Here is a 26,282-nt window from a genome sequence, read left to right on the forward strand (position 1 = left end):
GGCCCGCTCGGCGGGCCCTTTTGCTAATTACTCTGATCGACTAGAAGTCGAAGCGCACATCCACACCGTAGCGGCGCGGCGGTGCCATCCCCTTCACAACATGGCCCAGGTTAGCGGTCTCACCAACACCACCATCGGTGTACTCCTCGTCCGCCAGGTTTTTACCCCAGGCGGCAATAGAAAAACTGTCATTGACCTGCCAGTTCACCCGCGCGTTAAACACGGTAAAGCTGTCGGTGGTTGAGGCCTCCCGCGCCAGTGGGTTATCCCAGGTGGCTGCGTCAAATCCCCAGTAGATCTCGTCGCGATAAAAGGCATCCGCGCGCACCGACCAATCGCCCATTCCCGTCTGCCAGTCGTACTGAATACCCAGGCTGAAAGAGGTTTCCGGCAGCGAGGGCAATGCCTCATCAGAGCGATCCAGAATAACTGGCTCACCGGTTTCAGGATCAATGACGAAATCGTCAAATTCATCAAATTTGCCATCGGCATAGCTACCGGTGATATTGATCAACCAGCCATCGGCGGGAATAATCGCCAGCTCCAATTCCGCGCCCTTGATCTTGGAAGCGCCCGCGTTGGTGACACCTTGCAAGGTGCCGATAGAGTTTGGATCGGGATCCGGGCGCGCCACAAACAGCTGCATTTCATCGTATTCCATGGAAAAGAATGCGGCGTTGAGACGCAGGCGATTATCGAAGGCATCCAGTTTGAAACCGATCTCGATACTGTCGATCTCCTCCTCTTCGAAGGGAACCAACTCGCCGACATTAAAGTCAGAGAAGCCGCCTGCCTTGTAGCCGACCGTATAGCTGGCGTACATCATCAGGCCGTTGAGGCTATCCGACAGCGCCTCCTGGGGAATCGAGTACGCGGCACTGACCATCGGCGTGGTACTGTCAAAGGTCTTGTCAGTCTCTAGCCTGGTGGTATCCCCCAGCGCAAGCGGCAATGCAGACTCGGCCTCATTAAAAAACGTATCGTAGGTCATCAGCACGACTGATCCGGGGATAATAATGGCGCCTGGTACATCGGCATAGGCATCCCAGGGGAGCGCCGCATCGGTGCGCTGGGTTTCCAGCTCGCGCTCTTCGCTGCCGTAGCGAACGCCCGCAGTCAGTTCAAAGTTGTCGGTAATATCCCAGCTCCACTGGGTGAAGACCGCCAGGGTACTATTCTTGGCATCCTGGCCCTGTTCGTTGTAATTGGTCAGCGCTGCGACCAGCCCTGGCGGCAGGCCATCAGCGATGCTGGACGCCCAGATACCATCCACCCCATTCCAGGTGGATGACAGCCCGGTATCCGACTCATCCTCCATGTAGTAAACGCCCAGAGTGTAGCGCAGGGAACCCTCTGCAAAGTCGCCGCTGAGCTGAAATTCCTGGCTCACCTGCGTGGACTCCCCATCCTCAAGCGAGCGCTGCCCTGAGGGAAAGCCGGCATAGGTATTGGTGTAGTTGATATTAGGGGTTTCCTGGGTCCGCCAGGCGGTAATACTCCTCAAGGTATGGTCGTCGTTGATATCCCAGGATAGGTTGACCGAGGCCATGTGCGCCTCCAGTTCAAACTTGCGATCGGGGTCATAGTAGGTGGCGATACCATCACTGGCACGCTCACAAAAATCAGGCATCAGGTCCAACCCGGTCGCTGGCGTAATCAGCCCGGCGCCGGGGATAGCTGCGTCGCGGTTGGTCACTACGCAGTCACCCATAGCCAGCAGGTTCTCATCAATCTTGTTATAAAAGTAACTGAAATCAGCGGTAAATCTGTCCGATGCCAACCAGCGTGCCTGCAGCAGGGCGCCCTGCCTGTTTTCATCGGAAAGCTCAGTCCCATGCACCGGGTCCTGTCCGTAGCCATCGGCCTCGACACTGGTGAGCGTAAGCTTGGTCAGGAAACTGTCACCCAGTGGCACATCAATGGAACCCTGCAAGTTGAGCCGGTTGTCATTGCCCACGGTGGCCTGGATATAGCCACCCAATTCTTCCTGTGGTTTGACCGTAGTGACGACCAGGGCACCGCCTGTCGTATTCTTGCCAAACAGCGTGCCCTGAGGACCGCGCAGCACCTGCACAGACTGGATCTCGGCAAGGTCCATCAGCTGACCATGGGGCTTGAGAATAAACACATCATCAATGTAAACGCCCACACTGAGCTCGGTCACGTTGGTTGCACCACGGGCGGGCCCTACCCCGCGAATATAGATATTGGCATCTCTGGAGGGGCGCGAAATCTGCAGATTCGGCACCATCTCGGTGATATCAGCGAGGTTGGTCACACCGGCGTCCATCAGGTCGTCGCCACTGAAGGCCGAGACCGCCAGGGGCGCGTCCTGCAGGGATTCCGTGCGTCGCCGCGCGGTAACCATCACTTCCTCCAACACCAGGCTACTCTCGGCATACACCGCCGGAATGGCTGGCGGGAGACAGCTTGCCGCCATAAGAAAGGTTGATGCAGCTTCTCTTTTATTTAACTTAATCATCAGCTTACCTCGTTATTCTGATTTATATTATCAGGCGGCTTTGAGTTTCAATTTACGCGGTATCACCCGTCACACTATAAGCGTCCATTACCCAGACGCGTTAGCGCATTCACCTTGAAGTGCTATAGAACCAGCGAATAGTTTCGCGACTGATTCACCCTGCCTTGAGTTCGGGCATCAAATCCGCCAGTGCGGCAATGGTTGTATCGATGTCTTCATCGCTGTGTGCGGTGGAGACAAAAAACTTTTCCTGACCTTTCAGTATTCCCCGATCCAACAGCAGATCCTGTAGCTTGAACTGGCGCTTCCAGTCATAGCCCAGGGAACTGCGGTGATCGATCACATCCTGGTCGATAAACCAGGGTTGAAAGGCCGTTGCCTCACCCAGCACACGGGCGGGAATATCTGCCGCCAGCAATAATTCCTGTAGCGCTTTACGAAGTCGCTCGCCTTTGGCATTAACCGCCTCGTAGACTCCGGGCTGGCGCAATTCGCCAATCAGTGCACTCGCCACCGCGCAACTCATCACATTGCCACTGTAGGTGCCGGTCAGGCGAACATGCCGGCCCGATTCAACGCCGGCACGCCCCGCCAGGGCCATGATGTCTTCGCGGCCGCCGACGAACCCAAAGGGCAGCCCGCCAGAAATAGCCTTGGCGCCAGCACAGAGGTCCGGTACTACCCCGTAATACTCCTGGGCGCCCCCCAGGGCGAGACGAAAACCGGTAACAACCTCGTCAAACACCAGGGGAATATCCAGTTCATGGGTAAGCTCACGCAGCCCCTCGAGGAAACCCGGTGCGGGGACAAACGTGCGGCACAGGGGCTCCACCATCACGCAACCCAGCTCGTCTGCATGGCGGCGAATAATCTCTTCCGTAGTCTGCAGGTCGTTGAAGGGCGCGATAAGCACATCCTCAGCGGTGTTGGCGGTGATACCGGAAGAGTTGCTGACGGCCTGGGGAAAATCCGCGACCTTCGTGGTCCACTGGGCACTCATCAAGGCGTGGTCGTGCATGCCGTGGTAGGCCCCTTCGAATTTCAATAACTTGTCTCTGCCGCGATAAGCACGCGCCAGGCGCAGGGCATATAAGGTTGCCTCCGAACCGGAATTGTGAAAACTGACTTTCTCCGCACAAGGCACCACCTCCGCAATCAGGGCCGCCAGCTCGATCGCAGCATCATTGGTCAACAGGAAGGAGTTGCCAGCGGCCAGCCGCGATTGCACGGCTTCCACCATAGCCGGATGAGAATGGCCGAGGAACATGGGGCCCGAACCCAGCAGGTAGTCAATATAGTGGTTGCCGCTGACGTCCCAGACCCGGGAGCCCCGACCACCGGCTATCACCATGCTGTATTCGGGGTTGATCGATGCCGAACGGATACCACAGGCGAGGTGCTGGTCTGACTGTGCCAGCAGCTGTTTTTCCTGTGCAGTAGACGGTTTACGGGTATAGGAAGCTGTCATGACCCCTCCTGATCCAGGCGCACATCAATGGCCTTCAGGTAAGTTGAAAATCGCTCGTGAACCTGCGCCGGCGAAGTTTTATAGCCGGACACTCCGCTGTGGCGGTGTTTGCCATGCTTGTGCCGCGGGTGATCAAGGTGCCAGCTGGTCATACCCTGCTCGGCGGCCTCGGTCCACTCGATGCCCAGATGGGTGTAGGCTTTCTTCATCTGCTGTACCGGTTCAGCAACAAACTCGTCAAAATGCACATCAACAAACTGCGCGTCGGGGTACTGCTTGCGCACCTCTACCGCACGGGCCGTAGCATCGGCCCAGACCTCCATTTGCTCATGAAACAGGTCTTCCCGGTCCAGGGTCTCCGGACGCACTGACATGGCGCGATTAGTGGCATTCATATTGGTATAGGAAGATAACACCGACGCCGGGTCCCGGTGGGTCCAGATAATACGGGCATCGGGATACACCTTGAGGAACGACTTAAGGTGTTTCAGATGTACCGGGTACTTGATGGTCCAGGGTTTTTCAGGTTCATTGCAGGCAATCAACTGCAGCAGTTTGCGGTGCTGTTTATAGGTCGGCACCATATCGCAATGCTCATACCATTCGTTGTAGAGCGGTACCCGGGAACAGATTTGCCAGTATTCGTCAGTGAAAGTCTGCGCCATGAGGTGTGCACACTCATCGGGAATATCAGCGGCGTTAAAATGCATCGCCTTGGTTTCCGGCACCCTGGAATAAAGGTGATCGAGACGCGCCTGGCAGGCGACAAAGTCCGGATGCTCCGCCCAGGCTTCACGTGGCGGACGCGGCTGCGGGTATTCGCTCATCCAGTATTGCAAATGCTGCCGGTTCGGGTCTCCACCGGCGAGATGCTGCATCGCCGTACTGCCGGTACGCACCATACCCGTGATGACCAGGGGTTTTTCAATATTGATATCCAGTACCCCTGGATTGTGTTTAAAACGCTGCTCCGCTTTCAGGCGCTGTTCCAGCACGAACAGCAACTTCAAGGCGTAGCCGACAGGCACCTGCAGATCAGATTCCTCATCTTGCTGCTCAAGTAACTTATTGAGCCCAATCAGGTAGGATTGATCTTCACCGAAATCCGTCAGCCCGGTATTTTCAATCGCCGTCTCATGCAGCGGCTCGATCCAATCAATGAACTTTGCGCAGGGTTTAAGCCGCGCCATTAAATTCTGCATACGATAAGGTCCCGATCAAATCTCTCAGGCGACCTATGTTCACATAGGCGCCGCCGACCCCGGAATGTCGCCCAAGGAAGTACTGCTATAAAAAAATTGGCGTATTCGACAAGCGGGTACCGCTGTCCAAGGGAACGCCCTAGCATCCCGCAGCCGCCGCGCCAGCTTTGCGCCCAAAATAGGTCGCATCCCCGATGGACATGCCCGAGGCATAGCCCGCCCCCCAGCGTGGTAAACCACAGGTCGTGCGCCCCGCCGCAAACAGTCCAGCAATGGCCTCACCCTCCGCGTTAAGCACTTCACCATCCAGGCTTGTGTCCAGTCCACCAAAGGTGAAGGCTGGGAACCAGGCACCGCCGCCCATGGAGAAATCAAAGGCCGCATAGGGTGGCTGATCCAGTGGCTTGAGGTACGGAGGACGTTTGTGAAACAGCGGGTCTTGGCCCGCCGCTGCATGCTCGTTGAAGAAAGCCAGGGTGTGAGCCAGCATTCCCGGCGGCAATGCCAGCTCGGCTTCCAACTCCTCAATGGTTTCACCCACGGCTGCAACGCTGTAACCGCCAAGGGGCGGCTTCTCCATGGCCTCGAAATTGCGACTATCAATGACCATGTAGAACTTTTCGTCCGGAGCCGCAAACATCTCCTCGCCCAAACGCCCATGATAGACATCCTCGGCCACCACCCGCTGCCCCTTGCCGTTGACCAGGATCCCTTCAACCATACAGGAGGGCGGGTAGAAGGGCAGTGACACAAAACCTTCGTGCATATTGATCGCGCAGCCACCTGCGCCCTGGCCAATGCGAATACCCATCCCGGTATCATTGGGGTTACCCAGCGGAAAGTTACTGAGCAACAGTCGCGGGGCGTGCTGCGCCAACATCTCGCGATTCATGATGAAGCCACCGGCGCACAGCACGACGCCGCCACGCGCATGAATACAGCGTTCCTCCCCGTCGATGCGGACAACAAGCCCAACTACACGACCCTGCTCATCGACAATAGAGGTCAGTGCACGGGCTTCATACAGGACCCATGCACCCTTTCGCTCCGCCGAGGCAATCAGTGTATCCATCAACAGGGCGCCACCGCCCTCTCCCTTCGCCTTGCCCTTGTGACCGCGGGGTGCCGGCCGGGCCTGTTCATCGTAGGGGTAGCAGGTTTCATTGCCGGAATAGATCAGCCCCTCGTCGCCATGGGTGTTATTGAGCTTGGCCTTGACGTACTCGGGCTTGAATTCCAGACCCTGTTCCACCAGCCAATCGAAATGCGCCAGGTTGTTGTCCACGTATTCCCGGACTCGCGCCTCATCGGCACTGGGACCGCTGGCCAGCATCAGGTACTGGAACATGTCCTCCAGCCTATCTTCGATACCGCAGGCCTTCTGGGTCGGCGTACCACCACCGAAATAGATCTGACCACCGGCCAGCGCTGTGGTGCCGCCGCCGGCGCTGGCCGCTTCGACCACCACCACCTCGGCGCCGGCGTCTCTGGCAGTAATCGCTGCGCTGGCGCCGGCAGCACCGAGACCGACAATAAGCACGTCGGTTTCCAGGTGCCAGGATTCGACCGACTCGCGTCGCAGCGGCCGACTCGGAGAGACTTTACTGCTCACAGCTTCTGCTCAGGCCGCACGGTCATCGTGCGCACCTTCCTCGACCAGGCGACGCATACCCTCGCGCCAGTCAATGCGGGTTTCACCAACCAGTTCATGCATAAAAGTGGTGTCGCAGGGCGAGCCAGGGATCATCTGATCGGAGTAAACGAACTTGGGTTCTACACCCAGCAGGCCACTCATGTACTCGCACCATTCTTCAGCGGATACCGTCTGGCTGCCGCACCAGTTCACCACCGGGGGGGGCGACGCAGCGTGATCAAGCAACTCCAGCATCTTGCTGAAGTAATCTTCTTCGTGGATCGGGTTGTAAAAGTTCGGTTTGTCCGGGTACAGGTAAATAGGCTCCCCTTTGCGCATGGCGTCCAGGTGCAAAACAGGCAATCCGCCGTTCTGACCATAGGATACGTTCATTCGCGCTATCACCGCAGGAATGCCAAACTGCTCTGAGGTAAATTTCACCACAGCCTCGGCAGCCACCTTGGAGAAGGCATAGGTAGGACAGAACCCACGCATACTGTCTCCCAATGGATCGGTCTCCTTCAACGGGTGCGCGCCCTGAGGTTGGTACACGGAGCAGGTGGAGCTGAAGAAAAACGCTTTGACCCGTGCAAAGCGATGCATCAGCTTTCCGGTACCCACCGCGTTGACCCGGATCGCCTCCTCGAAGTCCTCGCTACCCGGCACCTGGTAGGTCGCAAAGTGCAGTACGTAATCGTAATCATCATCCAGGTGGCTGAGATCGTCGCTGGCGTAATCCGCCTTGATGCAGGTAGCACCAATAGCTTCCAGCTTATCCATACTGCCCGGCGAACCAAAACGCGCCATCGTGTGCACAGTATTGTCGGGAGCCAGGCGGCTGACAATAAAATGGGCGAGTTGGCCGGTTGCCCCGGTCACCAGAATTTTGCTGTTGTGTAACTGCATGAGACTCTCTTGCGCAGAAAAAGCCCCAGTATAGGCCGGCCAGTTACAAACAATTAGCCGGTGGCGCATATAGCAGCCATTGCGATATCACCCAAATAGCACAGGGTCTCTACCTATAGGTGCTATAAATCGCGCGGCCTGTACAGCGAGCGCGCGCTCTCCTAGCATGGTCGCTGTTCATACAGGACGCATCCACCTATATTGCGAGACAACGACAACACCATGATCAGAAACCTGATATTGGCAATAACAACCGCGTTGCTACTTGTGCTGGCCGCCGCCTGGCTGGTGGGCTCTGCCGCATTCTTCGATGAGCAACCAGCAGCCGAACCCGTCGCCAGCATCAAATCACCAAACCGGAGCCCTCAGGTGCAAGCCCCCTCTCGCGGCAATGCAGAAAGGACCCTGCTGTTCGGCGACCTGCATGTTCACACCAGCTATTCGATCGACGCTGCGCTAACCGACACTCCAGCCTCCAAGGCTACACCCTATACAACTCCCGCCGACGCCTGCGACTTTGCGCGCTACTGTGCGGCACTGGACTTCTGGAGCATCAACGACCATGCAGAGGGCCTGACACCCTGGCAATGGCAGGCCACGGGGCAGGCGTTGAGAAACTGCCAGGCCGCCACGGATGCGCACAACCCGGACATGGTCTCATTCCTCGGTTGGGAATGGACGCAAGGGAGCCCGGAGGGGCAACCAGGCAATCACTATGGCCACAAGAATGTGATATTTCGCGAACTGACAACCGAGCGCACACCGAGTCGCCCTATTGCCTCCGGGGAGAGCAACACCTTCAGACAGTTGGCTCTGCAGCCCGTCTTGCTCCGTGGCTTGGCGTGGATGGCCATGAGCGGATTGCAGTTGGAGGAGTATCAGTCTCTCGCCAGCCACGTACAAACACTGGCAGAGATGGCCCCCTGCCCCGCCGGCGATGTGAGGGAGCTACCTGGCGGCTGCTACGAATCTGCGGAGACACCCGCACAGCTGTTCGCCAAGCTCGACCAGTGGGGCTTCGACGCACTGGTGATCCCTCATGGCATGGCCTGGGGAAATACCAATCCACCCGGCGCGGATTTCGCCGTGCAAATTGAACAGCACAACACCAAGTATCAGCGGCTGCTGGAGGTCTACTCTGGCCACGGCAACTCCGAAGTCTTCCGCGACATTGCCCAGCCCCTGCGCAATGCCGACATCTGCCCGGCACCAGCGAACGGTTATGTCCCCTGTTGCTGGCGTGCCGGAGAAATCATCAGCGAACGCTGTCTGGCCACAGGCAGCAATTCAACTGACTGTGAACAACGAGCGGCAACTACGCGACAAATGTACCTGGATAACATGGGGGTACACAGTCAGTTCAGTCGCGCCAGGGATGTTGTCACCGACACCCACCCCAATGACTGGGGCAGCTGTGACCAGCTTGTGGGCGAATTTCAACCGTCGTACTACTACCAGCCGCTGCAGTCCGCACAGTATTCATTGACCCTGGGCGGCACGGGGAAGCGCTTTCGTCCTGGCTTTATCGCCTCCACGGATATCCATAGCGCACGGGCGGGGGCTACCTATAAAGAACAGCAGCGCATCTATTTTACTGATGTGAAAGAGAAAGCCTCTGCCCCCACCATTCCGGATCCGGCCAGGCCAGGCATGGCGCAGCCAGTGCCCCCCAGCCCCTGGTCCCCGTTTCCGGATTCAGAGGACCTTTCTAACGCTTTCTATTACTCCGGTGGTCTGGTTGCCCTGTACAGCGAGGGTCGCAGCAGGGATGCTATCTGGGATGCTCTCTATCGGCGCGAAGTATACGGCACCTCTGGGCCGCGGATTGGCCTGATGTTCGAGATGATGGCCACCGATGGCAACTGGTATCCCATGGGTACTGAACACCAGACAATCGCGAACCCGCGCTTTCGGGTGCGCGGAACGGGCAGCCTGAAGCAACGCCCGGGCTGTCCGGAATCGGTCTCCCTGGCGCTGGGTGCAGACCGTATGCAGACATTATGTCGCGGCGAGTGCTTTTACCCGGACGACGATGCCTGGTCGGTTACACGCCTGGAACTGGTGCGAATACTGCCACAGCAGCAGGGTGATACCAGCACCGCTGCGCTGATCGAAGACCCCTGGATGACCTATGAGTGTCCACCAGAGAGTCGCACCTGTGAAGCAGAGTTCGTCGATAACTCGTTTTCCGAACTCCAACGGGAGGCGCTGTACTACGCGCGAGTCATCCAGGAAGCCACCCCCGCGATACAAGGTGATCCTTTGCGTTGTGAATTTGATGAGGCCGGTAACTGCGAGGCTGCGAGACTGTGCATGGGTGGGGGGAGCAAAGAAGATTGTCTGGAAATGACCGAACAGCGCGCCTGGTCATCCCCCATTTACATCGATTACGGTGGACTGGAAAAGTCGCTCAGCCCGCACCTAACTGCTCAGTGAACACGCTCAACATGCCTTCACCATTGCGAGTGATAGCCTCCTCCAAGGGCATCGCCCGCAGTTCGGCAACATCGTCCCGGCTCTTGGGCCAGGTCAGCCAACCGGCATAGGTGCCCAGTGCCGAGATGGATTCCTCGATACACTCCTCGACGGTTTGTATGCCAGCATCACCCCAGATCGTGGGATTCTTCGCCAGATAACCCTCGGTGGCAGTCTGGTCGGGCTTGACCACCAGTACATCAACCTGGGTGTTCTTCAATTCAAACCACAGCGACTCGGTCAGAATACTGATGAATGACTTTGTGGCACAGTACATGGCGAAGTAAGGCATGGCAATCTCCCCGGTACGGGAGGACACATTGATGATGGCGCCACGATCGCGCTCGCGCATCTGCCGGCCAAAATGACTGCTCAGCTGGGCTACGATCTCCACGTTCACATAGACCTGCTTACTGATATTGCCCGAGCTCAGGTCCAGGAAGGGCGCCGGTTTACTGAAGGCAACATTATTAACCAGGAAGCCGATTTCCAGATCTTTAACTGCCTCAAAAATTTGTTCTATCGCGCCACCCTGGGTCATATCCAGTGCCAGCGTTCTGGTTTGAACGCCGAACTCCTCCCTCAATTCCAGGGCGGTGGCGTCGAGGATTTCCTGTCGGCGAGCGGTGAGTACGACATCGAAGCCCTCCGCGGCAAGACGCCGCGCAAATCCCTTGCCGATACCTTGTGAGCCACCGGTAACCAGCGCCCAGCCGCCGTATTTTTCGCAAAGTGTTCCCATAGCTGATACTCCACTGGCATCTGCGAAAGCCAATTCGGGGTGAATAAACGTGAAGCACTATGCTATGCAGTGCTGGCTCCACTGCCTATGCCGCCTGACGCATAACACCCATAGCTTTTTTTCTGAATTCAATGGGCATCACTGCTATTCCCCGAATGATGTTCCAGCCCGGAGGGGAGACACCTACCATGCCTACAATCACCACAACACAGGGGAAGGCAGATGACATACCGGGTAATCCAATGGGCCACCGGAGGCGTTGGCAAAGCGGCCATCGAAGCGGTTCTCGATCATCCACAGCTGGAACTGGTCGGCTGCTGGGTTCACAGTGAGGCCAAACACGGCATGGATGTCGGCGAAATTATTGGCACCGGACCAATGGGCGTTGTCGCAACTTCCAACAAGGCCGATATTCTCGCACTTGATGCCGACTGCGTGGTTTACACACCCCTGTTCCCCAACGAACAGGAAGTGATCGACCTACTCAGTTCGGGAAAATCAGTAGTGACCTCTGTCGGCTGGGTCTATCCCTTCGACGCCCTCGATACTCAGCCACTGGATGCAGCGTGTAAAACGGGTAACTCGGCCCTGCACGGCACCGGGATACACCCAGGGGGGATGACCGAACGATTTCCCCTGACCCTGTCGGCGCTGACCCGCGGCATCACCCACGTGCGCATCGATGAGTATTCCGATATCAGGACCTACGGCGCGCCGGACGTGGTGCGCGACATGATGCTGTTCGGTCACACGCCTGAAGCCGCCCGTCAGAGTCCGATGGTCAAGTTCATGGGTACCGGGTTTATGCAGTCTATCGACATGGTGGCCCACGAACTTGGATTCAAACTGGACGCTGACAAGCGCACCATCCACGACATCTCAGTGGCCACCGCTGCTATTGATTCACCCATCGGCATCATCGAGCCTGGTCAAGTTGCCGGGCAGAAATTCACTTGGGAAGGACTGGTCAACGGAGAAGCTGTGATATCCGCATCTGTGTGCTGGTTAATGGGCGAGGAACACCTGGAGGAAGGCTGGGGTTTTGGCCCCGAAGGTCCGCGCTACGAGATTGCCATCCAGGGAGACCCGGACATGAGCATGACCGTTCACGGCTGCCATCCGGCCAGCGTCGAAGCCGGCCTGCTGCGTAACGAGGGGGTTGTAGTAACTGCCTTGCACTGTGTCAGCGCTATCCCCTATGTCTGCGCCGCCGGCCCGGGCATCAAGTCATATCTCGACCTGCCACTCATCAGCGGTCGCGCCGCGCCGCACTTTCAGGAGTAATCAGCATGATACTGGATCGTTTCAAACTCACAGACAAAGTTGCCATTGTAACCGGCGCCGGCAAGGGCATTGGACGCGGTACCGCGATAGCCTTCGCCGAGGCGGGCGCCCATGTTGTGTGTGCCGCACGCACCCTGGCAGACATTGAATCAACCGTTGCGGAAATCGAGAAACTCGGTCGCCGTGCACTGGCGGTGCAATGCGATGTGATGCAGACCGAGAACCTTGATCGCCTGGTGGAGTCGGCCATGGAAACCTTCGGGCGCATCGACATCCTGGTCAACAATACCGGGGGTACCATGCCTTGCCCCGCTATGGATACAACAGAAGAGTTTTTCGAGGAAGCCCTGCGTTTCAATGTCACTACGGCCTTCCTGCTCAGTCAGAAGGTCGCCCGCAAGATGGTGGAGAACGATAACACCGGTGCCATTGTCAATATTTCCTCACGCTCCGCCGACATGGTGCAAACTTCCTTCGTCGCCTACGGTGCTGCCAAGGCTGCGATGAACATGATGACCCGCAATATGGCTCCGGAATTCGCACCCCGGATACGCGTCAACGCAATCAGTGTGGGGGGCGTGGCGACCGATTCCCTCAAGGTCGTACTGCAAAACGAAGCCGCGGAGAAACAGTTCAATGACGGAGTCCCTATGAATCGCCCCGGGGACGTTGAAGATATCGCCGCTGCAGCGTTGTTTCTCGCATCACCGGCAGCGGCATGGGTTACCGGGAAGGTATTCCAGGTGGACGGCGGGGTCACAGCGCCGGCAATCTGGGTACCAACGCCACCGGTCTAGGCCGGGAACCACGGCCGTACAATTATCGCTGCAGAGCCAGCCGGGGATACGTGGCGTCCATGTGTTCTATGAGCAGATCCAGGCACTCCCGTGCCAGGCTGGTCAAATAAGCCCGCCGGTACAGGGCAGTTACCGGGACACTGTGAAGCTCGTCCTCGATGACAATTTTCTGCAGGGTTCCCCGCTTCACGCTGGCCTGGGTCAGATGGTCCGAGAGGAACAGTACGCCCATCCCGGCCTCGGCGAAGGCGATAAGGCTGGAGCCATCATTGCTGGTCAGCTCCCAGCTCCAGGTCTGGTAGGGTACGTCGGCCACAGTTTTTTCCAGCCAGGGGTTGGACAGGTCGAGTCGGGTGCCGATACACCGGTGATTCTCACCGATTTCAGCGATCGATTTCGGTGTACCGTGTTGGGCCAGATACTCCGGGGAAGCATAGAACCCAAGGGGGATATCACCCAGCGGACGCGCGGACATATTACTCTCAGCGCCTTCTCCCTCGCGGATAAACAGGTCATATTCCAACTCAAAACTACGCTGGTAGTACCCCGAGGGAGTGGTGTCTTCTATCTGAAGATAAAATCGTGCATCCGGATGGGAAACCAGCAGCTTGTCCAGAACCGGCGGCAGAATACTGGTTGCCAGCGCCGGTGAGGTAGCGATGCGCAAGCGAGATTCATCAGTGCTGGAGATATGCCGGATCTCGTGCTCGGTAGCCTGTACCAGAGCATCGATCTCCTTAGCCCGCTCGTAGTAGCGCTCACCCGCTGAGGTCAACACCAGCTTTCTGGTACTGCGCTTGAACAGCTTACTACCCAGCCTCTCTTCCAGGCGATCAACCTGTTTGCTGACCGTGGGTTGAGTGATCCCCAGCTTTTCAGCCGCCTTGCTGAAACTGCCTTGCTCAACAATGGTGATATAGAGTTTGTAATTGTCCACAGGACGCTCCGTGAGCACACTCGGGGATGAAGCTGCATTATAGCGAAAAACAATCGCAGCTGGTGAAAGTAAATAAAGTAAAGGCAACACCGGGCTGGTTGAGTTCTATAGCACCTATGCCGCGTTTGCACTAGGCAAGCGAGCCCAACGATCTATGCTAGGAAACATGCATCTGTCCATCTAGAACCCAGCCTGAGGCTCAGCTCCATGCGCACATCCGTCCTGATCTTCTCCGCCCCCCTGCTAATGGCACTACTCTGCAGCACCAATGCCAATGCAGAAGCGCGCCTGACCGTGCACACCGACCAAACAGGCCCGGTCATTGAAAGAAACGTCTACGGCCACTTTATCGAACATCTGGGCCGGGCCATCTATGACGGCATCTGGGTCGGGGAGGAGTCAGATATTCCCAACACACGGGGTTGGCGCAATGATGTGGTCGAGGCGCTTAAGGCAATCCGGGTGCCGGTTCTGCGCTGGCCTGGCGGCTGTTTCGCTGACACCTATCACTGGCGCGACGGCATCGGCCCGAGGGATCAACGACCATCGCGGGTGAATATCCTGTGGGGAGAAATACAGGAGTCCAATGCGGTCGGCACCCACGAGTACTTTGACCTGGTCGAACAACTGGGCGCTGAGGCCTACGTTAACGGCAACCTGGGTACCGGCACCCCCCGCGAGATGGCCGATTGGGTGGAGTACATGACCAGCAGCAGCCCCTATGGGCTGGCTAGCGAGCGCATCGCCAACGGCCGGGAGAAGCCGTTCAAGCTGCACCATTTCGGCATCGGCAACGAGTCCTGGGGCTGCGGCGGCGGCATGTCACCGGAGTATTATACCTCTCTCTACAAGCACTACAGCACATTTCTGCGCACTCCCTGGACCTATCCCATCCAGACTCAATGGATAGCCAGCGGCGGGCACGGCTATGGTGACGACGTCAACGCGGGCGGCATGACCGAATGGACCGACTACCTGACCGAGAATATCGAGCCCGACTTCCTGCTGGGTTTCAATGCGGTGAGCTTTCACTACTACACACACCCACAGGGTACAGCCCTATCAGAAAAAAAAGGGCCCGCCTCGGGTTTTCCCGAGACACAGTGGATCTCCACGCTGGCGCGAACCCTGTTGATGGATGGCTATCTGGAGGCCAATCGTAAAGTGCTGGATCGCAACGACCCGGACAACAGTGTCGCCTTCTACGTCGATGAATGGGGTAGCTGGTATGACCCCACTCCAGATACCAACCCAGCCTTCCTGGAACAGGCGACCACCCTGCGCGATGCGCTGGTAACAGGCCTCAACTTCCACATCTTTCATCGCCATGCGGACAGGGTAACAATGACCAGCCCTGCCCAGATGGTGAACGTGCTGCAAGCCCCGGTGATCACCCGCGGCAATGACATGGTACTGACGCCAACTTACTACGCCTACAAAATGCATGTGCCGTTTCAGGGAGCCACACGCCTGGATATGCAACTGAAAAAAGTTCCAAAGTATTCTCACGCCGGGCAAAGTATACCCGCGCTGAGCGCCACCGCCGCGGTCAGCGAAGACCACGGCGTAGTTATCGGTTTGATCAACACCGATCCTCACCAAAGCCACACCCTGAGACTGAACCTCACCGGCTCAAAAAGTGAAAGTGAATGGCTGGGAGAAGTGTTAACGGCAAAAACTATGGATGCTTACAACACGTTCTCTGAACCCCAGGTAATCACACCGCGAACCGTCGACATCGACCTGCAAGCAACAAATTCAGTGATCACTGTCCCTGCAAAATCGATGATGGTGATCCGGCAGAAATAAGGTGCTAAAAGGGGTATCGACGGTTTTGACAAGTTAACTTTTTGAGATCACAGGAATCTATCCTCAGATCTCAAACTACCGCCCTACTCCAATCAGCGAGCGCACCCATCCTGAGATCACGATAATGCTGAGCACCGACCTTGTGCCGGCCGAAATTGAAGAGATTGGAGACCGCAGCATGCGCACCCAGAAATCTCTGAGCCTGCCTAACTGTGGAGCCCACCGCATGGCCGAGACAGCGACCCTTCTCTCTGATGAAGTTTTTCCCGATGTACCGCTTCGTCAGTGGGTCATAAGTTTTCCCTTTCCGTTAAGGTATCTATTCGCCGCTCATCACCAGGCAATGGGTAAAGTCCTAGGAATCGTTTATCGGGCGATTTCGACCCACCTGGTACACAAGGCTGGGTATCAACTCAAAGATGGCGCCACCGGTGCGGTCACGCTGATCCAGCGTTTTGGCAGCGCCTTGAACCTGAATATTCACTTTCACGTCCTGTTCCTTTGGGAAGGATTCCAGGTCAACAGCATTCAATCAGCAGGGACGCCACTGAGGAATTCGTTGGTATAGCGTCCGGAGCGCCGTACCGGTTCGTGCCAGGTTTCTAAGATGAGCGAAAAAGATTTACAAGACCAACTAAGCGAGTACTCACCGCAGGCACTGCGCGAGTCTGCTAACGCGCGTCGTCTTCCACCATTTCAGGATCCGAGACTATTTGCTGGACGACCAGTTACTTTCGACACCCCATTAATACTTCTTATACTCGGATCTGATGTCTTTATTTACTATACCTTTCTTCATCTGGGCCTCAGTGTATCGCTAGGTCTAGCGACTGGTCTTTTTTTTTGTGCCCGCCAATCGCACTCCCGGCCCTGCAGCACAGCTGCACGGCCCTCTTATATGATTCCCAGCAAGGTGGTCTACAAGAAGTCTCTGCCGCTGGTGCAAAGCGACAAGAACCAGGTCAACAAGGACGAACTGAAACGTGAACTGACCGACTAGCGCGGGTGTTCTATAAATCGTGCACGGTCAATTGACGATCCGGGGTACTGGCAACTTAACGGGGCTATTCAAAAGGATCAAAGCATCCGACTCACCTGGTCACATTTTGTCGAACGGTGCGGCCGGCGCTCCGGGTCCGCTTCAGACGACCCAACCATATAAACAAAAAAGGCCGCCCTGAAGCGAGGGGGTGCGTACCTCTGTGCTGGATTGATGATTGCGGCCTAGGGGCCGCGATCACCCTACGGGCGTCCTCGCGCTGTGCGCTGCGGGCGTCCAAACTCGCCTGCGAGGCGAGTTTGTCGAAGGTCTGGTTCTTTCCGCAACAACCCGCTATATAAACAATAAAGGCCGCCCTGGAGGGCAGCCTTTATTGTTTATATGGTGGGCCGTGCTGGATTGATGATTGCGGCCTAGGGGCCGCGATCACCCTACGGGCGTCCTCGCGCTGTGCGCTGCGGGCGTCCAAACTCGCCTGCGAGGCGAGTTTGTCGAAGGTCTGGTTCTTTCCGCAACAACCCGCTATATAAACAATAAAGGCCGCCCTGGAGGGCAGCCTTTATTGTTTATATGGTGGGCCGTGCTGGATTGATGATTGCGGCCTAGGGGCCGCGATCACCCTACGGGCGTCCTCGCGCTGTGCGCTGCGGGCGTCCAAACTCGCCTGCGAGGCGAGTTTGTCGAAGGTCTGGTTCTTTCCGCAACAACCCGCTATATAAACAATAAAGGCCGCCCTGAAGGGCAGCCTTTATTGTTTATATGGTGGGCCGTGCTGGATTCGAACCAGCGACCAATTGGTTAAAAGCCAACTGCTCTACCAACTGAGCTAACGGCCCCAGAAGGAGGTGCGTATAGTACGGATTTGCGGGGAAAACTCAAGGGTTTGGCTGGGGTTTTTTATAGCGTATCGCGTACTAAATCAGCGACTTAGGGGTTTGGGCATGCACTTAATTGGCAATATAACGGGTCGGGTCTGCCACGCCGGCATCAATAAAGCCCTGCCGCCGCAATCGGCAGCTGTCGCAGACACCGCAGGCCAGCCCTTCTGAAGTAGCCTGGTAGCAGGACACGGTGAGGCTATAATCCACCCCCAGTCCAATGCCAACCTCTATGATTTCACCTTTACCCATGCGCATCAGCGGGGTCTCCACGCGCAGCGGCTGACCCTCTACGCCGGCTTTGGTGGCCAGATTTGCCAGCGTTTCGAAGGCGCTGATAAATTCGGGACGGCAATCGGGATATCCGGAGTAATCGACGGCATTGACGCCAATATGGATACTCTGGGCACCCAATACTTCCGCCCAACCCAAGGCGATAGATAGAAATACGGTATTGCGGGCTGGCACATAGGTTATCGGTATACCCTCAGTGGCCTGCTCGGGGACAGCGATTGCCTCATCGGTGAGAGCTGAACCGCCAATGCTATCCAGATTGAGGTGCACCACCTTGTGCTCCCGCACCCCCATGGCTCGTGACACGTGCTCAGCAGCCACCAGCTCCGAACGATGGCGCTGGCCGTAATCAAATGACAGGGTGTAGCAGTCGTAGCCAGCGGCTTGCGCCATGGCTACCACGGTAGTTGAGTCGAGCCCACCGGATACCAGTATCACGGCTTTGTTTTCAGTGGCCACCATCAGCGCCCGGGCTCGTCGGACCAAAGTAGTTTGTGTAACTGCAGCTGAAAGCGTACCGGCAAATTATCGGCCACAATCCAGTCCGCCAGCGCGGTGTGATCTATCTGGCCAAAGCTGGGTGATATCAGCACATCGCCGGCCCGCTCAGTCAGGTTGTACTCATCAATCTTGAAGCGTGCCCACTCGTAGTCAGCCCGATCACAGATAACAAACTTGACCTGATCGTTCCCATCCAGCAGCGGCATATTGGCATAGTCATTGCGCCCGGCCTCCCCCGAACCCGGTGTTTTCAGGTCCAAGACCTTGACTACTCTGGGGTCAACAGCAGCCACTGGCATAGCGCCGCTGGTTTCCAAGGACACCTCATAGCCCTCATCACACAGGGCTGTCAGCAACGACAGGCAATTGGGCTGGGCCAGCGGTTCGCCACCGGTCACGCAGACATAGCGCGGCTTGTATTCAGCCACCTGCTCTACAATAGCCGCCAGTGTGCGCAACTCGCCGCCGTAAAAGGCATATTCGGTATCGCAGTAATGGCAGCGTAAAGGGCAGCCCGTCAGGCGCACGAATACGGTGGGCAGGCCCGCGCTGCGGGTTTCACCCTGCAGGGAATAAAAGATTTCGGTAATTCGCAGCGTGTCATCACGCCGCTGACTTGTAGCAGGCACTCGGAGTACCTCAGAAATTTTCGGCGAGGAAATCCTTCGCCAGTTTTACGGCCGAGCTATCGCTATCGCCGAACTCAGCGATCACCCGCTCCAGATACTCACGCGACTTGGCGGAGTTACCCTTAAGAAAGTAAACCTTACCCAGCTTATACAGTGCGTCGGGTACCTTGCTGTTATCGGGGTATTCACGCAGCAGCAGTGTAAACGCCTGACGCGACGCTTCCAGATCCTGCGGTGTTATGACCAAATACAACTCACCCAGCCAATAGTGCGCGTTCGCCGCATAACGACCGTCGGGGTAGCTCTGCAAAAAAGTGTCAAAGGCGGCTATAGCATCATCAAAGCGCTGACTGCGCACCAGCCCGTAGGCAGCTTTGTAGGCTTCGGTTTCGCCAGGTATCTCGGTAACCGAGGGCTTGGCGGCAACCGCAGTAGCAGCCACCACTTTGCTCGCATCAGGACTGGTTGCTACCGCCCCTGCGCCCAGGCGCTTATCGAGGTCAAGGTAGCGCTCCAAGCTCTGCTGCTTGAGTTGCCGTAACTGATGCCCCTGCTCTTCAACCTGACCGCGTAAGTTCATGACTTCCTGCTGCAAAAGCTGCAGCTGATACATCAACTCACCCAGGTTTTGACCGCTTTGCTGCTCTGCTGGAGAGGCCGAGACAGGAGCCGCTGCAACCGGCGCAGCGGGTTCGGACGGTGTTACCGGTGCCGGTTGGCTAACCTCAGCGCTGGCCGCAGCCTTGCGCTCAGCTTCCAGGTCAATATAGTCCTGAGACAGCACCGGACTGGCAGCAAGCGCCAGCCCGACCAACAGGGTCAGGCGCGGTAACATCGTTTACTTACTTGATTTCGACGCGGCGATTCTGCGACCAGGAACCTTCACTGCTACCGCTGGAAGCTGGACGTTCTTCGCCATAGCTTACCGACTCAATACGGTAGCCGGCAACGCCACTGGCAGCCATATAGCTGGCTACGGCCTTGGCGCGACGCTCACCCAGAGCCATGTTGTACTCGCGGGTACCACGCTCATCGGTGTGTCCTTCCAGACGAATAGAGTCACCGTTGGTCTTGGCCAGAGCGATATGGGCGTCCAGAATGTCTTGAGCTGCAGGACGCAGGGTAGCGCTGTCAAACTCAAAGTAGAGTACGTTGCCCGCTGCAGAGGCGGCGTCTTCTATTGCTTGCTGCATCATGCTCGCCTTATTGGCAGCTTCAGCTTCAGCTTGCTCTGCCGCGGCTTCAGCGGCAGCTTGTTCAGCAGCGGCTGCAGCAGCAGCGTCCGCCTCACTAGTGTCTGTACTGGCACAACCTACCATCCAGACCAGTGCGAAAATGATTGAGAGTGCCTTACTGGCGACAGGTAACTGCTTCATAGCTTGCCATTCCTATTCAATGATAAAAATTGCTCTGGTACCCCGAGCAAGGGTTAGTCCAAATACGGTGACCATGCGGGCTCCCGCACGTCTCCCTCACGGGAAGGCAGCCTGAATCGCACACCACCGTCAACCGACACCGCAGCCAGTATACCCCGACCGTTGCGCTTAGTGGCGTACAATACCATAGAGCCATTGGGCGCGACACTGGGAGATTCATCTAATGCGGTCGAGGTCAGTATACTCAATTGGTCTCGTTCGAGGTCCTGTACTGCAATATGAAAGTTGCCATCCGCCCGGTGCACCATAACCATGGTACGGCCGTCGGCGGCAATCGAGGCACGTGCATTCCAGGAGCCTTCATAGGTCATGCGTTCGGTATCCCCAGTGGCGATATCAAGCCGGTAGATCTGCGGCTTGCCACCGCGGTCCGAGGTAAACACCAGCGAGAGTCCGTCTGGCATCCAGGACGGCTCGGTTTCAATGGCAAAATGACGGGTTAGTCGCCTGAACTGGCGGCTGGCCAGGTCCAACAGGTACAAATCCGGACTGCCGTCCTTGGATAACACCATTGCCATCGAGTTGCCATCCGGCGACCAGGCCGGAGCACCGTTCAGGCCTTTGAAATTGGTTAACTGCTGCTTTTCGCCGGTAACCAGGTTGTGCATATAGATAGCCGGACGCGTGGTTTCAAAGGAAACGTAGGCTATACGCTTGCCGTCTGGCGCCCAGCTGGGGCTCAGAATGGGTTGCGTGGATCGCGTGACCTCTTTGTCACGCACACCATCGGCATCAGCCACCATCAGCCGATAAACATCTTCGCCACCCTCGCGATTAACTGCCACATACAGAATACGGGTCGCGAAGGCGCCGCGAATTCCGGTCAGCTGCTGATAGACTTTGTCGCTGACCCGGTGGGCCAACATTCTCAGTTCAGCTACCGGGCCGGATTCGCTGGCGGCTATAATGCGCGTTTGTCGAAATACGTCAAATAACTCGTACTCGACCGTCACAGTTGCTTCGCCGCTGACTCGCCCAATCAACAGGTATTCTGTATTAGTAGTCCGCCAATCGCGATAAAACACCTCGTCTTCACGGGTCGGCAGGTTCAGCATGTCGTTGTTGGATACGGGCGCAAACTGACCGCTGCGCATCAAGTCACCCTGAATAACATCCGCTACGTCTTCGGGTGCTGCGCCAAAACCGCTCCAGGCGAAAGGCACTACCGCTATGGCAGTTGGATTATCCCGTCCTGAGGTAATCTCTATCACCAGCTCTGCACGGGCCTGGGCGACCAGCAATAAAAAGGCCAGCATGGTAAACAGCAGTTGTTTCATCAGTAACGTAAATCCTCAGGTTTAAATAGCAGTCTAAACTGGCGAAAGCTGCGTTCAAAAATACGGGGCGGCATCTGCTGCAGCTCCTCAAAACGACCTGCCTTTTGCACCGCATTGACGGCTGAGCGGTCAAATGCCATGTGGCCACTGCTGCGCGCTATGGTCACGCTCACCACTTCTCCGGTCGGTACCAGCTGAATAATCAACTCCGCCTCCATTCCGTTGCGGGCACTGGGTGGGCGGCTCCAATTATTTTGCACAGTCTGGCTGATAAGGCTCACGTAGCTGGACGCTATATCTCGGTCACTGGCCTCTTCCAACAGCACATCCTCTGCCGCCAGAGCTTGACTCAGCTCATCACGAGCAGCGGCCCTGCGCTCTTCCGCGCTGGGCTGAGCAGGTTGGGGCACCACCACAGGCTCAGGTTTGGGAGCGACCTTGGGCACAGGCTTGGGCTTCGACTTAACTGTTGCGGCTTTGGGCTTGGCCACCGGCTTACTGGCGACTACCCGCTTGGCGGGTGGTGCAGCGGCCTTTTTAACTTTTTTCGGCTTCAGCATTTCCGCATCAATCAAGCGAGCCTGAATATGTTTGGGAACCAACACCGTTGGCTCGGTAACTTGACTGCGACTACTCCAGTTCATCGTCATCACTACGATAAGCAGAGCATGCAACACCAGCGTGGCCACTAGTGGGCGCCAGACAATCACCGAGCGTGGGATCAACGTCGACACAAGGCCCTTCCTGCAGGCAGAGTACTCACGGCGAGTCCGTCACCAAGCCAACACTGGGTGCGCCAGCCTCCTGCAGTGCCGACATCAGCAGCACCACTTCACCATAGGGAACAGCGCGATCGCCCCATACCATGACAGGCTTGGTTGGATTGCGGCGCATAACCACACCCACCCGCTGTTTGACCGTGGCCAGACTCAAAGTCTGCTCCGGCTCTCCGCCTACATTGAGAAACAGCTCTCCGGCAGCATTAATTGACACAATGAGGGGCTCCGGATCCTGATTTTCCACCGGGTCGCTGGCCGCCTCGGGAAGATCTACTTTAACGCCCTGCATCAATAACGGCGCTGTCACCATAAAAATGATCAACAACACCAACATCACATCAATGTAGGGCACCACATTAATCTCGGCGATCGGGCGGTGCTTGTTACGTGGGCGTGACACTGATCAGGCCTGCTTGGCCTTGGCAGACTCGCGAGCCGCCAGCGCGTATGTCTGACGTACCAGAATACTGGAGAACTCGTCGGCAAAAACGTCATAACGCCCAACTGTCACATCCACCTTGGCGGCAAACCGGTTATACGCGATTACCGCAGGTATCGCCGCAAACAGTCCCATGGCAGTAGCTATCAGCGCCTCTGAAATGCCGGGCGCAACAGTCGCCAAAGTGGCCTGCGTAGAATTGGCCAGCCCGCGGAATGAATGCATAATGCCCCAGACAGTACCAAACAGACCGATATAAGGGCTGGTAGACCCTACCGTTGCCAGAAATGGCAGGTGCTGTTCCAGTTTTTCCTCTTCCCGCGACTGGGCAATACGCATCGCCCGCCGCGCGCCGTCCATCACCGTATCGGTATCCACACCGCCCTGCTTGATCAAGCGCGAAAATTCCTTGAAGCCGGCCCGAAATATATTCTCCATGCCCAGGGTTTCACCCGCCGCTGCACGCTCATTGCCCTCGTTGTAGATGGCCGCCAGGTCGGTGCCCGACCAAAACAGCTCTTCAAACTCCAGCATCTCGGCACGCACATGGCGAAAATAAATAATGCGCTGAATAATCATAAACCAGGACGCTACTGAGGCTGCCAGCAACAGAGCCATAACCGCCTGCACGGTGATGCTGGCGTTCAGCACCAGGTCAATCAGGCTTAATTGTTCTTCCAAGCTATTACTCCCTGTTTTTCAAGCAGTGCTCAAGGCGCTGCGTATTGCCGCCGGCACTCGGGTCGGACGGGTATTATCACGACGCACACTGACAATATTCACCTGCGCCTGCGCCAGCGACTCAGCGCCGCGCAATACCGCCTGCTCAAACACGATATTGGCGGCACCCACTTCAATAACTCGTGCTGTCGCCTGCAGTTCATCGTCCAGACGCGCTGGCAACTGGTAGTTTATCTGCACATCGCGCACCACAAACATCAGATTCAGATTAAACACGTAATCTTTGCCAAAACCCTGTTCACGCATAAACTCAGTTCGGGCGCGCTCCATGTATTTGAGATAATTGACGTAGTAAACGATTCCACCGGCATCTGTGTCTTCAATGTAGACCCGCAATGGCCAGGAAAATTCCGCCTCAGTCATTCTCATCGCCACCCAGATTCAAATCCAGGTTGGCGGGCTCATCGCCGCGCTGCCAAGGCAGTCCGAAGTGCAGATAGGCCGTGCGAGTAGCCATACGGCCACGTGGCGTGCGCATCATATAGCCCTGTTGAATCAAAAACGGCTCCAGCACATCTTCAATAGTACCGCGCTCTTCTGAAATTGCGGCTGCCAGGCTATCTACGCCTACCGGTCCACCGTCAAACTTCTCTATCAGCGCCAAAAGCAAACGCCGGTCCAGGTGATCAAAACCCAATTGATCGACGCTCAGCATATCCAGCGCGCGCTCAGCAATGACGCCGCTAATAGTCCCGTCGCCTTTTACCTCGGCATAATCGCGCACTCGCCGCAGCAGGCGGTTGGCAATACGCGGGGTTCCACGCGCCCGCTGCGCTATCTCTACTGCGCCCTCCAACTCAACGGCGATCCCTAGAATACTGCCAGCCCGAGTGACAATATCGGTCAGCTCGGCAACGCTGTAGAACTCCAGTCGCTGCACAATACCAAAACGGTCGCGCAGCGGTGACGTCAACAGACCGGCACGAGTGGTTGCCCCCACCAGCGTAAACGGCGGTAAATCCAGCTTGATGCTGCGCGCTGCCGGGCCTTCACCAATCATGATATCCAGCTGATAGTCTTCCATGGCCGGATACAGTATTTCTTCGACAAACGGGCTCAGGCGGTGAATTTCGTCGATAAACAGAATATCGCCCGCTTCCAGGTTGGTCATCAACGCCGCAATATCGCCGGCTTTTTCCAATACCGGGCCCGACGTGCTTTTCAGGTCGCCGCCCATTTCGTGGGCGATAATATGCGCCAGCGTGGTCTTGCCGAGTCCAGGGGGGCCGAAAATAAGAGTATGATCCAGCGGCTCACCGCGGCCACGTGCGGCCTCAACAAAAATGGACATTTGCTCACGCACTACGGGCTGGCCCACGTATTCACTGAGCGCTCGAGGACGCAAGGCGCGATCGACAACCTCTTCCTTGTTGCCCGTTTCCTCGGCGGCCACCAGACGGTCGGTTTCTATCATTTGCCACGCACCATCGATTGCAAAGCCCTGCGAATCAACTCTTCACTGCGCTCAATGCTGTCGTCGTTGGCAGCGGCAACGGCGCGACTGGCCTCCGCCGGTTTGTAACCCAGCGCCACCAGGGCACTTTCAGCCTCGGCCAGCATATCGCGATCGCTGGCAGCCGCTGTGGTCGCAGCGGTAGGCTCTGCCAACTCCAGCATCCAGTCCTTGAGTCGATCGCGCATTTCGATCAGTAAGCGCTCGGCCGTCTTTTTGCCCACTCCGGGCAATTTCACCAGAGTAGAAATATCGTCTCGCTGCACAGTGCGCACAAAAGAGTCGGCATCCATGCCAGATAGAATGCCCAGCGCCAACTTTGGTCCAACACCTGATACTTTGATCAAGCTGCGGAACAGATGCCGGTCACGTTCGCTGCTGAAGCCATACAGCAGCTGCGCATCCTCGCGCACCACAAAATGGGTGAACAGTGTCAGCGCGGTACCGGTGACTGGCAACTCGTACAGCGTCGTCATTGGCACCTGAATTTCATAGCCAACCCCGCCGACATCCAGCAATATTTCGGGGGGTTGCTTCTCCAGCAATGTACCGCTGATTCTTCCTATCATATGTGCTTCCAGTGGGTGCTGCTTATCTGGCCCGGCCACGACGACTAGTGCGGGCACCTGCCAACTTAATCATACTCTGATGTGTGTGGGCATGACACAAAGCCACGGCCAATGCATCGGCGGCATCTTCCGGTGGCACCGTGGGCAATTTCAGTAGCGACTTAACCATATGTTGCACCTGAGCTTTGTCCGCCGCTCCGGTACCCACTACAGCCTGTTTGATCGACTTGGCAGCGTACTCAAATACCGGCAGATCAGCATTAACCGCTGCAACAATAGCGGCACCTCGGGCCTGCCCCAGTTTGATGGCCGCTTTGGGGTCGCGCGCCATAAACACTTCTTCTATCGCAAATTCCTGCGGCGCATATTCAGCGATGATTTCGCTGACATTATCAAAAATGATCTTTAGCCGCGCCGGTAGCGACTCGCGGGGCAAACGGATGATACCGCTGGTTACGTACTCGGCGCGGCTGCCCTGCTGGTTGATAATACCGAAGCCAGTTTTCTGTGAGCCGGGATCAATGCCCAGAATAAGTGTCATGCGGTGTCCA

25 protein-coding genes, 1 tRNA gene and 2 pseudogenes are annotated in these 26,282 nt (G+C 56.8%); 6 read left to right on the forward strand and 22 right to left on the reverse strand.

The genetic code is table 11. The features are described from left to right. Positions 1–40 precede the first annotated feature (40 nt). From EYC98_RS00335 to EYC98_RS00355, 5 genes are all read right to left on the reverse strand, one after another. Complete coding sequence (locus EYC98_RS00335; RefSeq protein WP_279243310.1) at positions 41–2,482, reverse strand: TonB-dependent receptor; 2,442 nt, start codon at positions 2,480–2,482, stop codon at positions 41–43. A 154-nt stretch (positions 2,483–2,636) separates the two neighbouring features. Next, positions 2,637–3,950 (reverse strand): aspartate aminotransferase family protein, encoded by a 1,314-nt coding sequence (locus tag EYC98_RS00340; protein WP_279243311.1) that lies wholly within the window; start codon positions 3,948–3,950, stop codon positions 2,637–2,639. Next, entirely contained in the window at positions 3,947–5,152 is a 1,206-nt protein-coding gene (locus tag EYC98_RS00345; RefSeq protein WP_279243312.1) for a sulfotransferase family protein, read from the reverse strand. Before EYC98_RS00345 ends, EYC98_RS00340 begins: the two co-directional genes overlap by 4 nt. Before the next feature lie 139 nt (positions 5,153–5,291). Next, positions 5,292–6,764, reverse strand: a complete 1,473-nt coding sequence (locus EYC98_RS00350; protein ID WP_279243313.1) for an FAD-dependent oxidoreductase — start codon at positions 6,762–6,764, stop codon at positions 5,292–5,294. Between the two features lie 9 nt (positions 6,765–6,773). Next, positions 6,774–7,691: an NAD-dependent epimerase/dehydratase family protein gene (locus tag EYC98_RS00355; protein ID WP_279243314.1), complete on the reverse strand. Its 918-nt coding sequence runs from the start codon at positions 7,689–7,691 to the stop codon at positions 6,774–6,776. 222 nt (positions 7,692–7,913) lie between these two features. On the opposite strand from EYC98_RS00355, the gene EYC98_RS00360 reads away from it, so the two are divergent. Continuing rightward, positions 7,914–10,127 carry a DUF3604 domain-containing protein gene (locus EYC98_RS00360; RefSeq protein WP_279243315.1) on the forward strand — a complete coding sequence of 738 codons (2,214 nt, stop codon included), beginning with the start codon at positions 7,914–7,916 and terminating at the stop codon, positions 10,125–10,127. Here the strand turns inward: EYC98_RS00360 and EYC98_RS00365 are convergent. Further along, a complete protein-coding gene (locus tag EYC98_RS00365) occupies positions 10,102–10,908 on the reverse strand; it encodes an SDR family NAD(P)-dependent oxidoreductase (RefSeq protein WP_279243316.1) in 807 nt (268 codons plus the stop codon). The two genes, EYC98_RS00360 and EYC98_RS00365, sit on opposite strands and share 26 nt — an antisense overlap. Positions 10,909–10,993: 85 nt before the next feature. Next, complete coding sequence (locus EYC98_RS00370) at positions 10,994–11,137, reverse strand: hypothetical protein (RefSeq protein ID WP_279243317.1); 144 nt, start codon at positions 11,135–11,137, stop codon at positions 10,994–10,996. On the opposite strand from EYC98_RS00370, the gene EYC98_RS00375 reads away from it, so the two are divergent. Both EYC98_RS00375 and EYC98_RS00380 read left to right on the forward strand, forming a co-directional pair. Further along, positions 11,131–12,192, forward strand: a complete 1,062-nt coding sequence (locus tag EYC98_RS00375; protein ID WP_279243318.1) for an NAD(P)H-dependent amine dehydrogenase family protein — start codon at positions 11,131–11,133, stop codon at positions 12,190–12,192. The genes EYC98_RS00370 and EYC98_RS00375 overlap by 7 nt on opposite strands. A gap of 5 nt (positions 12,193–12,197) precedes the next feature. After that, positions 12,198–12,989, forward strand: coding sequence for a glucose 1-dehydrogenase (locus EYC98_RS00380; protein ID WP_279243319.1), 792 nt, complete (start codon positions 12,198–12,200; stop codon positions 12,987–12,989). A 22-nt stretch (positions 12,990–13,011) separates the two neighbouring features. Here EYC98_RS00380 and EYC98_RS00385 read toward each other — a convergent pair whose 3' ends face one another. Continuing rightward, positions 13,012–13,926, reverse strand: a complete 915-nt coding sequence (locus tag EYC98_RS00385) for a LysR family transcriptional regulator (RefSeq protein WP_279243320.1) — start codon at positions 13,924–13,926, stop codon at positions 13,012–13,014. Positions 13,927–14,133: 207 nt separating this feature from the next. Between EYC98_RS00385 and EYC98_RS00390 the strand changes: the two genes are divergently transcribed. Continuing rightward, positions 14,134–15,735 (forward strand): alpha-N-arabinofuranosidase, encoded by a 1,602-nt coding sequence (locus tag EYC98_RS00390; RefSeq protein ID WP_279243321.1) that lies wholly within the window; start codon positions 14,134–14,136, stop codon positions 15,733–15,735. A gap of 70 nt (positions 15,736–15,805) precedes the next feature. Here the strand turns inward: EYC98_RS00390 and EYC98_RS21685 are convergent. Beyond that, positions 15,806–15,949, reverse strand: a pseudogene (locus EYC98_RS21685) (IS6 family transposase); the annotation flags it as partial. Here EYC98_RS21685 and EYC98_RS00395 point away from each other — a divergent pair. Both EYC98_RS00395 and EYC98_RS00400 read left to right on the forward strand, forming a co-directional pair. After that, positions 15,941–16,237: pseudogene (locus EYC98_RS00395) on the forward strand (IS91 family transposase); the annotation flags it as partial. The pseudogenes EYC98_RS21685 and EYC98_RS00395 overlap by 9 nt on opposite strands. Before the next feature lie 105 nt (positions 16,238–16,342). Beyond that, a complete protein-coding gene (locus EYC98_RS00400; protein WP_279243322.1) occupies positions 16,343–16,735 on the forward strand; it encodes a hypothetical protein in 393 nt (130 codons plus the stop codon). Positions 16,736–17,495: 760 nt separating this feature from the next. Here EYC98_RS00400 and EYC98_RS00405 read toward each other — a convergent pair. From EYC98_RS00405 to ruvC, 13 genes are all read right to left on the reverse strand, one after another. Then, positions 17,496–17,571 (reverse strand) — tRNA-Lys (locus EYC98_RS00405). Positions 17,572–17,682: 111 nt separating this feature from the next. Continuing rightward, positions 17,683–18,369, reverse strand: a complete 687-nt coding sequence (gene queC / locus EYC98_RS00410; protein WP_279243323.1) for a 7-cyano-7-deazaguanine synthase QueC — start codon at positions 18,367–18,369, stop codon at positions 17,683–17,685. Then, entirely contained in the window at positions 18,369–19,037 is a 669-nt protein-coding gene (gene queE, locus EYC98_RS00415) for a 7-carboxy-7-deazaguanine synthase QueE (RefSeq protein ID WP_279243324.1), read from the reverse strand. The genes queC and queE overlap by 1 nt, the downstream gene beginning before the upstream one ends. Positions 19,038–19,047: 10 nt before the next feature. After that, positions 19,048–19,872, reverse strand: a complete 825-nt coding sequence (gene ybgF / locus EYC98_RS00420) for a tol-pal system protein YbgF (protein WP_279243325.1) — start codon at positions 19,870–19,872, stop codon at positions 19,048–19,050. A 7-nt stretch (positions 19,873–19,879) separates the two neighbouring features. After that, a complete protein-coding gene (gene pal, locus EYC98_RS00425; RefSeq protein WP_279243326.1) occupies positions 19,880–20,413 on the reverse strand; it encodes a peptidoglycan-associated lipoprotein Pal in 534 nt (177 codons plus the stop codon). Between the two features lie 53 nt (positions 20,414–20,466). Further along, positions 20,467–21,750 (reverse strand): Tol-Pal system beta propeller repeat protein TolB, encoded by a 1,284-nt coding sequence (gene tolB / locus EYC98_RS00430; RefSeq protein WP_279243327.1) that lies wholly within the window; start codon positions 21,748–21,750, stop codon positions 20,467–20,469. Then, positions 21,750–22,484 carry a cell envelope integrity protein TolA gene (gene tolA / locus EYC98_RS00435; RefSeq protein ID WP_279243328.1) on the reverse strand — a complete coding sequence of 245 codons (735 nt, stop codon included), beginning with the start codon at positions 22,482–22,484 and terminating at the stop codon, positions 21,750–21,752. Before tolA ends, tolB begins: the two co-directional genes overlap by 1 nt. 25 nt (positions 22,485–22,509) lie before the next feature. Then, on the reverse strand, positions 22,510–22,929 hold the full coding sequence (gene tolR / locus EYC98_RS00440) for a protein TolR (RefSeq protein ID WP_279243329.1): 420 nt from the start codon (positions 22,927–22,929) through the stop codon (positions 22,510–22,512). A 3-nt stretch (positions 22,930–22,932) separates the two neighbouring features. After that, positions 22,933–23,649 carry a protein TolQ gene (gene tolQ / locus EYC98_RS00445; protein ID WP_279243330.1) on the reverse strand — a complete coding sequence of 239 codons (717 nt, stop codon included), beginning with the start codon at positions 23,647–23,649 and terminating at the stop codon, positions 22,933–22,935. 18 nt (positions 23,650–23,667) lie between these two features. Further along, entirely contained in the window at positions 23,668–24,072 is a 405-nt protein-coding gene (gene ybgC / locus EYC98_RS00450) for a tol-pal system-associated acyl-CoA thioesterase (RefSeq protein WP_279243331.1), read from the reverse strand. Then, positions 24,065–25,123 carry a Holliday junction branch migration DNA helicase RuvB gene (ruvB, locus tag EYC98_RS00455; RefSeq protein WP_279243332.1) on the reverse strand — a complete coding sequence of 353 codons (1,059 nt, stop codon included), beginning with the start codon at positions 25,121–25,123 and terminating at the stop codon, positions 24,065–24,067. Before ruvB ends, ybgC begins: the two co-directional genes overlap by 8 nt. Further along, complete coding sequence (gene ruvA / locus EYC98_RS00460) at positions 25,120–25,731, reverse strand: Holliday junction branch migration protein RuvA (protein ID WP_279243333.1); 612 nt, start codon at positions 25,729–25,731, stop codon at positions 25,120–25,122. Before ruvA ends, ruvB begins: the two co-directional genes overlap by 4 nt. Before the next feature lie 22 nt (positions 25,732–25,753). Further along, positions 25,754–26,272: a crossover junction endodeoxyribonuclease RuvC gene (gene ruvC, locus EYC98_RS00465; protein ID WP_279243334.1), complete on the reverse strand. Its 519-nt coding sequence runs from the start codon at positions 26,270–26,272 to the stop codon at positions 25,754–25,756. Between the last annotated feature and the right edge of the window lie 10 nt (positions 26,273–26,282).

This window comes from Candidatus Litorirhabdus singularis, assembly GCF_026262625.1.
Taxonomy (GTDB): Bacteria; Pseudomonadota; Gammaproteobacteria; order Pseudomonadales; family Halieaceae; genus Litorirhabdus; species Litorirhabdus singularis.

What these genes read in the sequence shown, in the direction of transcription:
- EYC98_RS00360 (WP_279243315.1), top strand. Translation starts at nt 7,914, where the DNA reads ATGATCAGAAACCTGATATTGGCAATAACAACCGCGTTGCTACTTGTG.
- EYC98_RS00335 (WP_279243310.1), bottom strand. Translation starts at nt 2,482, where the DNA reads ATGATTAAGTTAAATAAAAGAGAAGCTGCATCAACCTTTCTTATGGCG.
- EYC98_RS00370 (WP_279243317.1), bottom strand. Translation starts at nt 11,137, where the DNA reads ATGTCATCTGCCTTCCCCTGTGTTGTGGTGATTGTAGGCATGGTAGGT.
- EYC98_RS00345 (WP_279243312.1), bottom strand. Translation starts at nt 5,152, where the DNA reads ATGCAGAATTTAATGGCGCGGCTTAAACCCTGCGCAAAGTTCATTGAT.
- EYC98_RS00340 (WP_279243311.1), bottom strand. Translation starts at nt 3,950, where the DNA reads ATGACAGCTTCCTATACCCGTAAACCGTCTACTGCACAGGAAAAACAG.
- ruvB (WP_279243332.1), bottom strand. Translation starts at nt 25,123, where the DNA reads ATGATAGAAACCGACCGTCTGGTGGCCGCCGAGGAAACGGGCAACAAG.
- ruvA (WP_279243333.1), bottom strand. Translation starts at nt 25,731, where the DNA reads ATGATAGGAAGAATCAGCGGTACATTGCTGGAGAAGCAACCCCCCGAA.
- queC (WP_279243323.1), bottom strand. Translation starts at nt 18,369, where the DNA reads ATGGTGGCCACTGAAAACAAAGCCGTGATACTGGTATCCGGTGGGCTC.
- pal (WP_279243326.1), bottom strand. Translation starts at nt 20,413, where the DNA reads ATGAAGCAGTTACCTGTCGCCAGTAAGGCACTCTCAATCATTTTCGCA.
- EYC98_RS00365 (WP_279243316.1), bottom strand. Translation starts at nt 10,908, where the DNA reads ATGGGAACACTTTGCGAAAAATACGGCGGCTGGGCGCTGGTTACCGGT.
- ruvC (WP_279243334.1), bottom strand. Translation starts at nt 26,272, where the DNA reads ATGACACTTATTCTGGGCATTGATCCCGGCTCACAGAAAACTGGCTTC.
- EYC98_RS00380 (WP_279243319.1), top strand. Translation starts at nt 12,198, where the DNA reads ATGATACTGGATCGTTTCAAACTCACAGACAAAGTTGCCATTGTAACC.
- ybgF (WP_279243325.1), bottom strand. Translation starts at nt 19,872, where the DNA reads ATGTTACCGCGCCTGACCCTGTTGGTCGGGCTGGCGCTTGCTGCCAGT.
- EYC98_RS00400 (WP_279243322.1), top strand. Translation starts at nt 16,343, where the DNA reads ATGAGCGAAAAAGATTTACAAGACCAACTAAGCGAGTACTCACCGCAG.
- EYC98_RS00375 (WP_279243318.1), top strand. Translation starts at nt 11,131, where the DNA reads ATGACATACCGGGTAATCCAATGGGCCACCGGAGGCGTTGGCAAAGCG.
- EYC98_RS00355 (WP_279243314.1), bottom strand. Translation starts at nt 7,691, where the DNA reads ATGCAGTTACACAACAGCAAAATTCTGGTGACCGGGGCAACCGGCCAA.
- EYC98_RS00390 (WP_279243321.1), top strand. Translation starts at nt 14,134, where the DNA reads ATGCGCACATCCGTCCTGATCTTCTCCGCCCCCCTGCTAATGGCACTA.
- tolB (WP_279243327.1), bottom strand. Translation starts at nt 21,750, where the DNA reads ATGAAACAACTGCTGTTTACCATGCTGGCCTTTTTATTGCTGGTCGCC.
- ybgC (WP_279243331.1), bottom strand. Translation starts at nt 24,072, where the DNA reads ATGACTGAGGCGGAATTTTCCTGGCCATTGCGGGTCTACATTGAAGAC.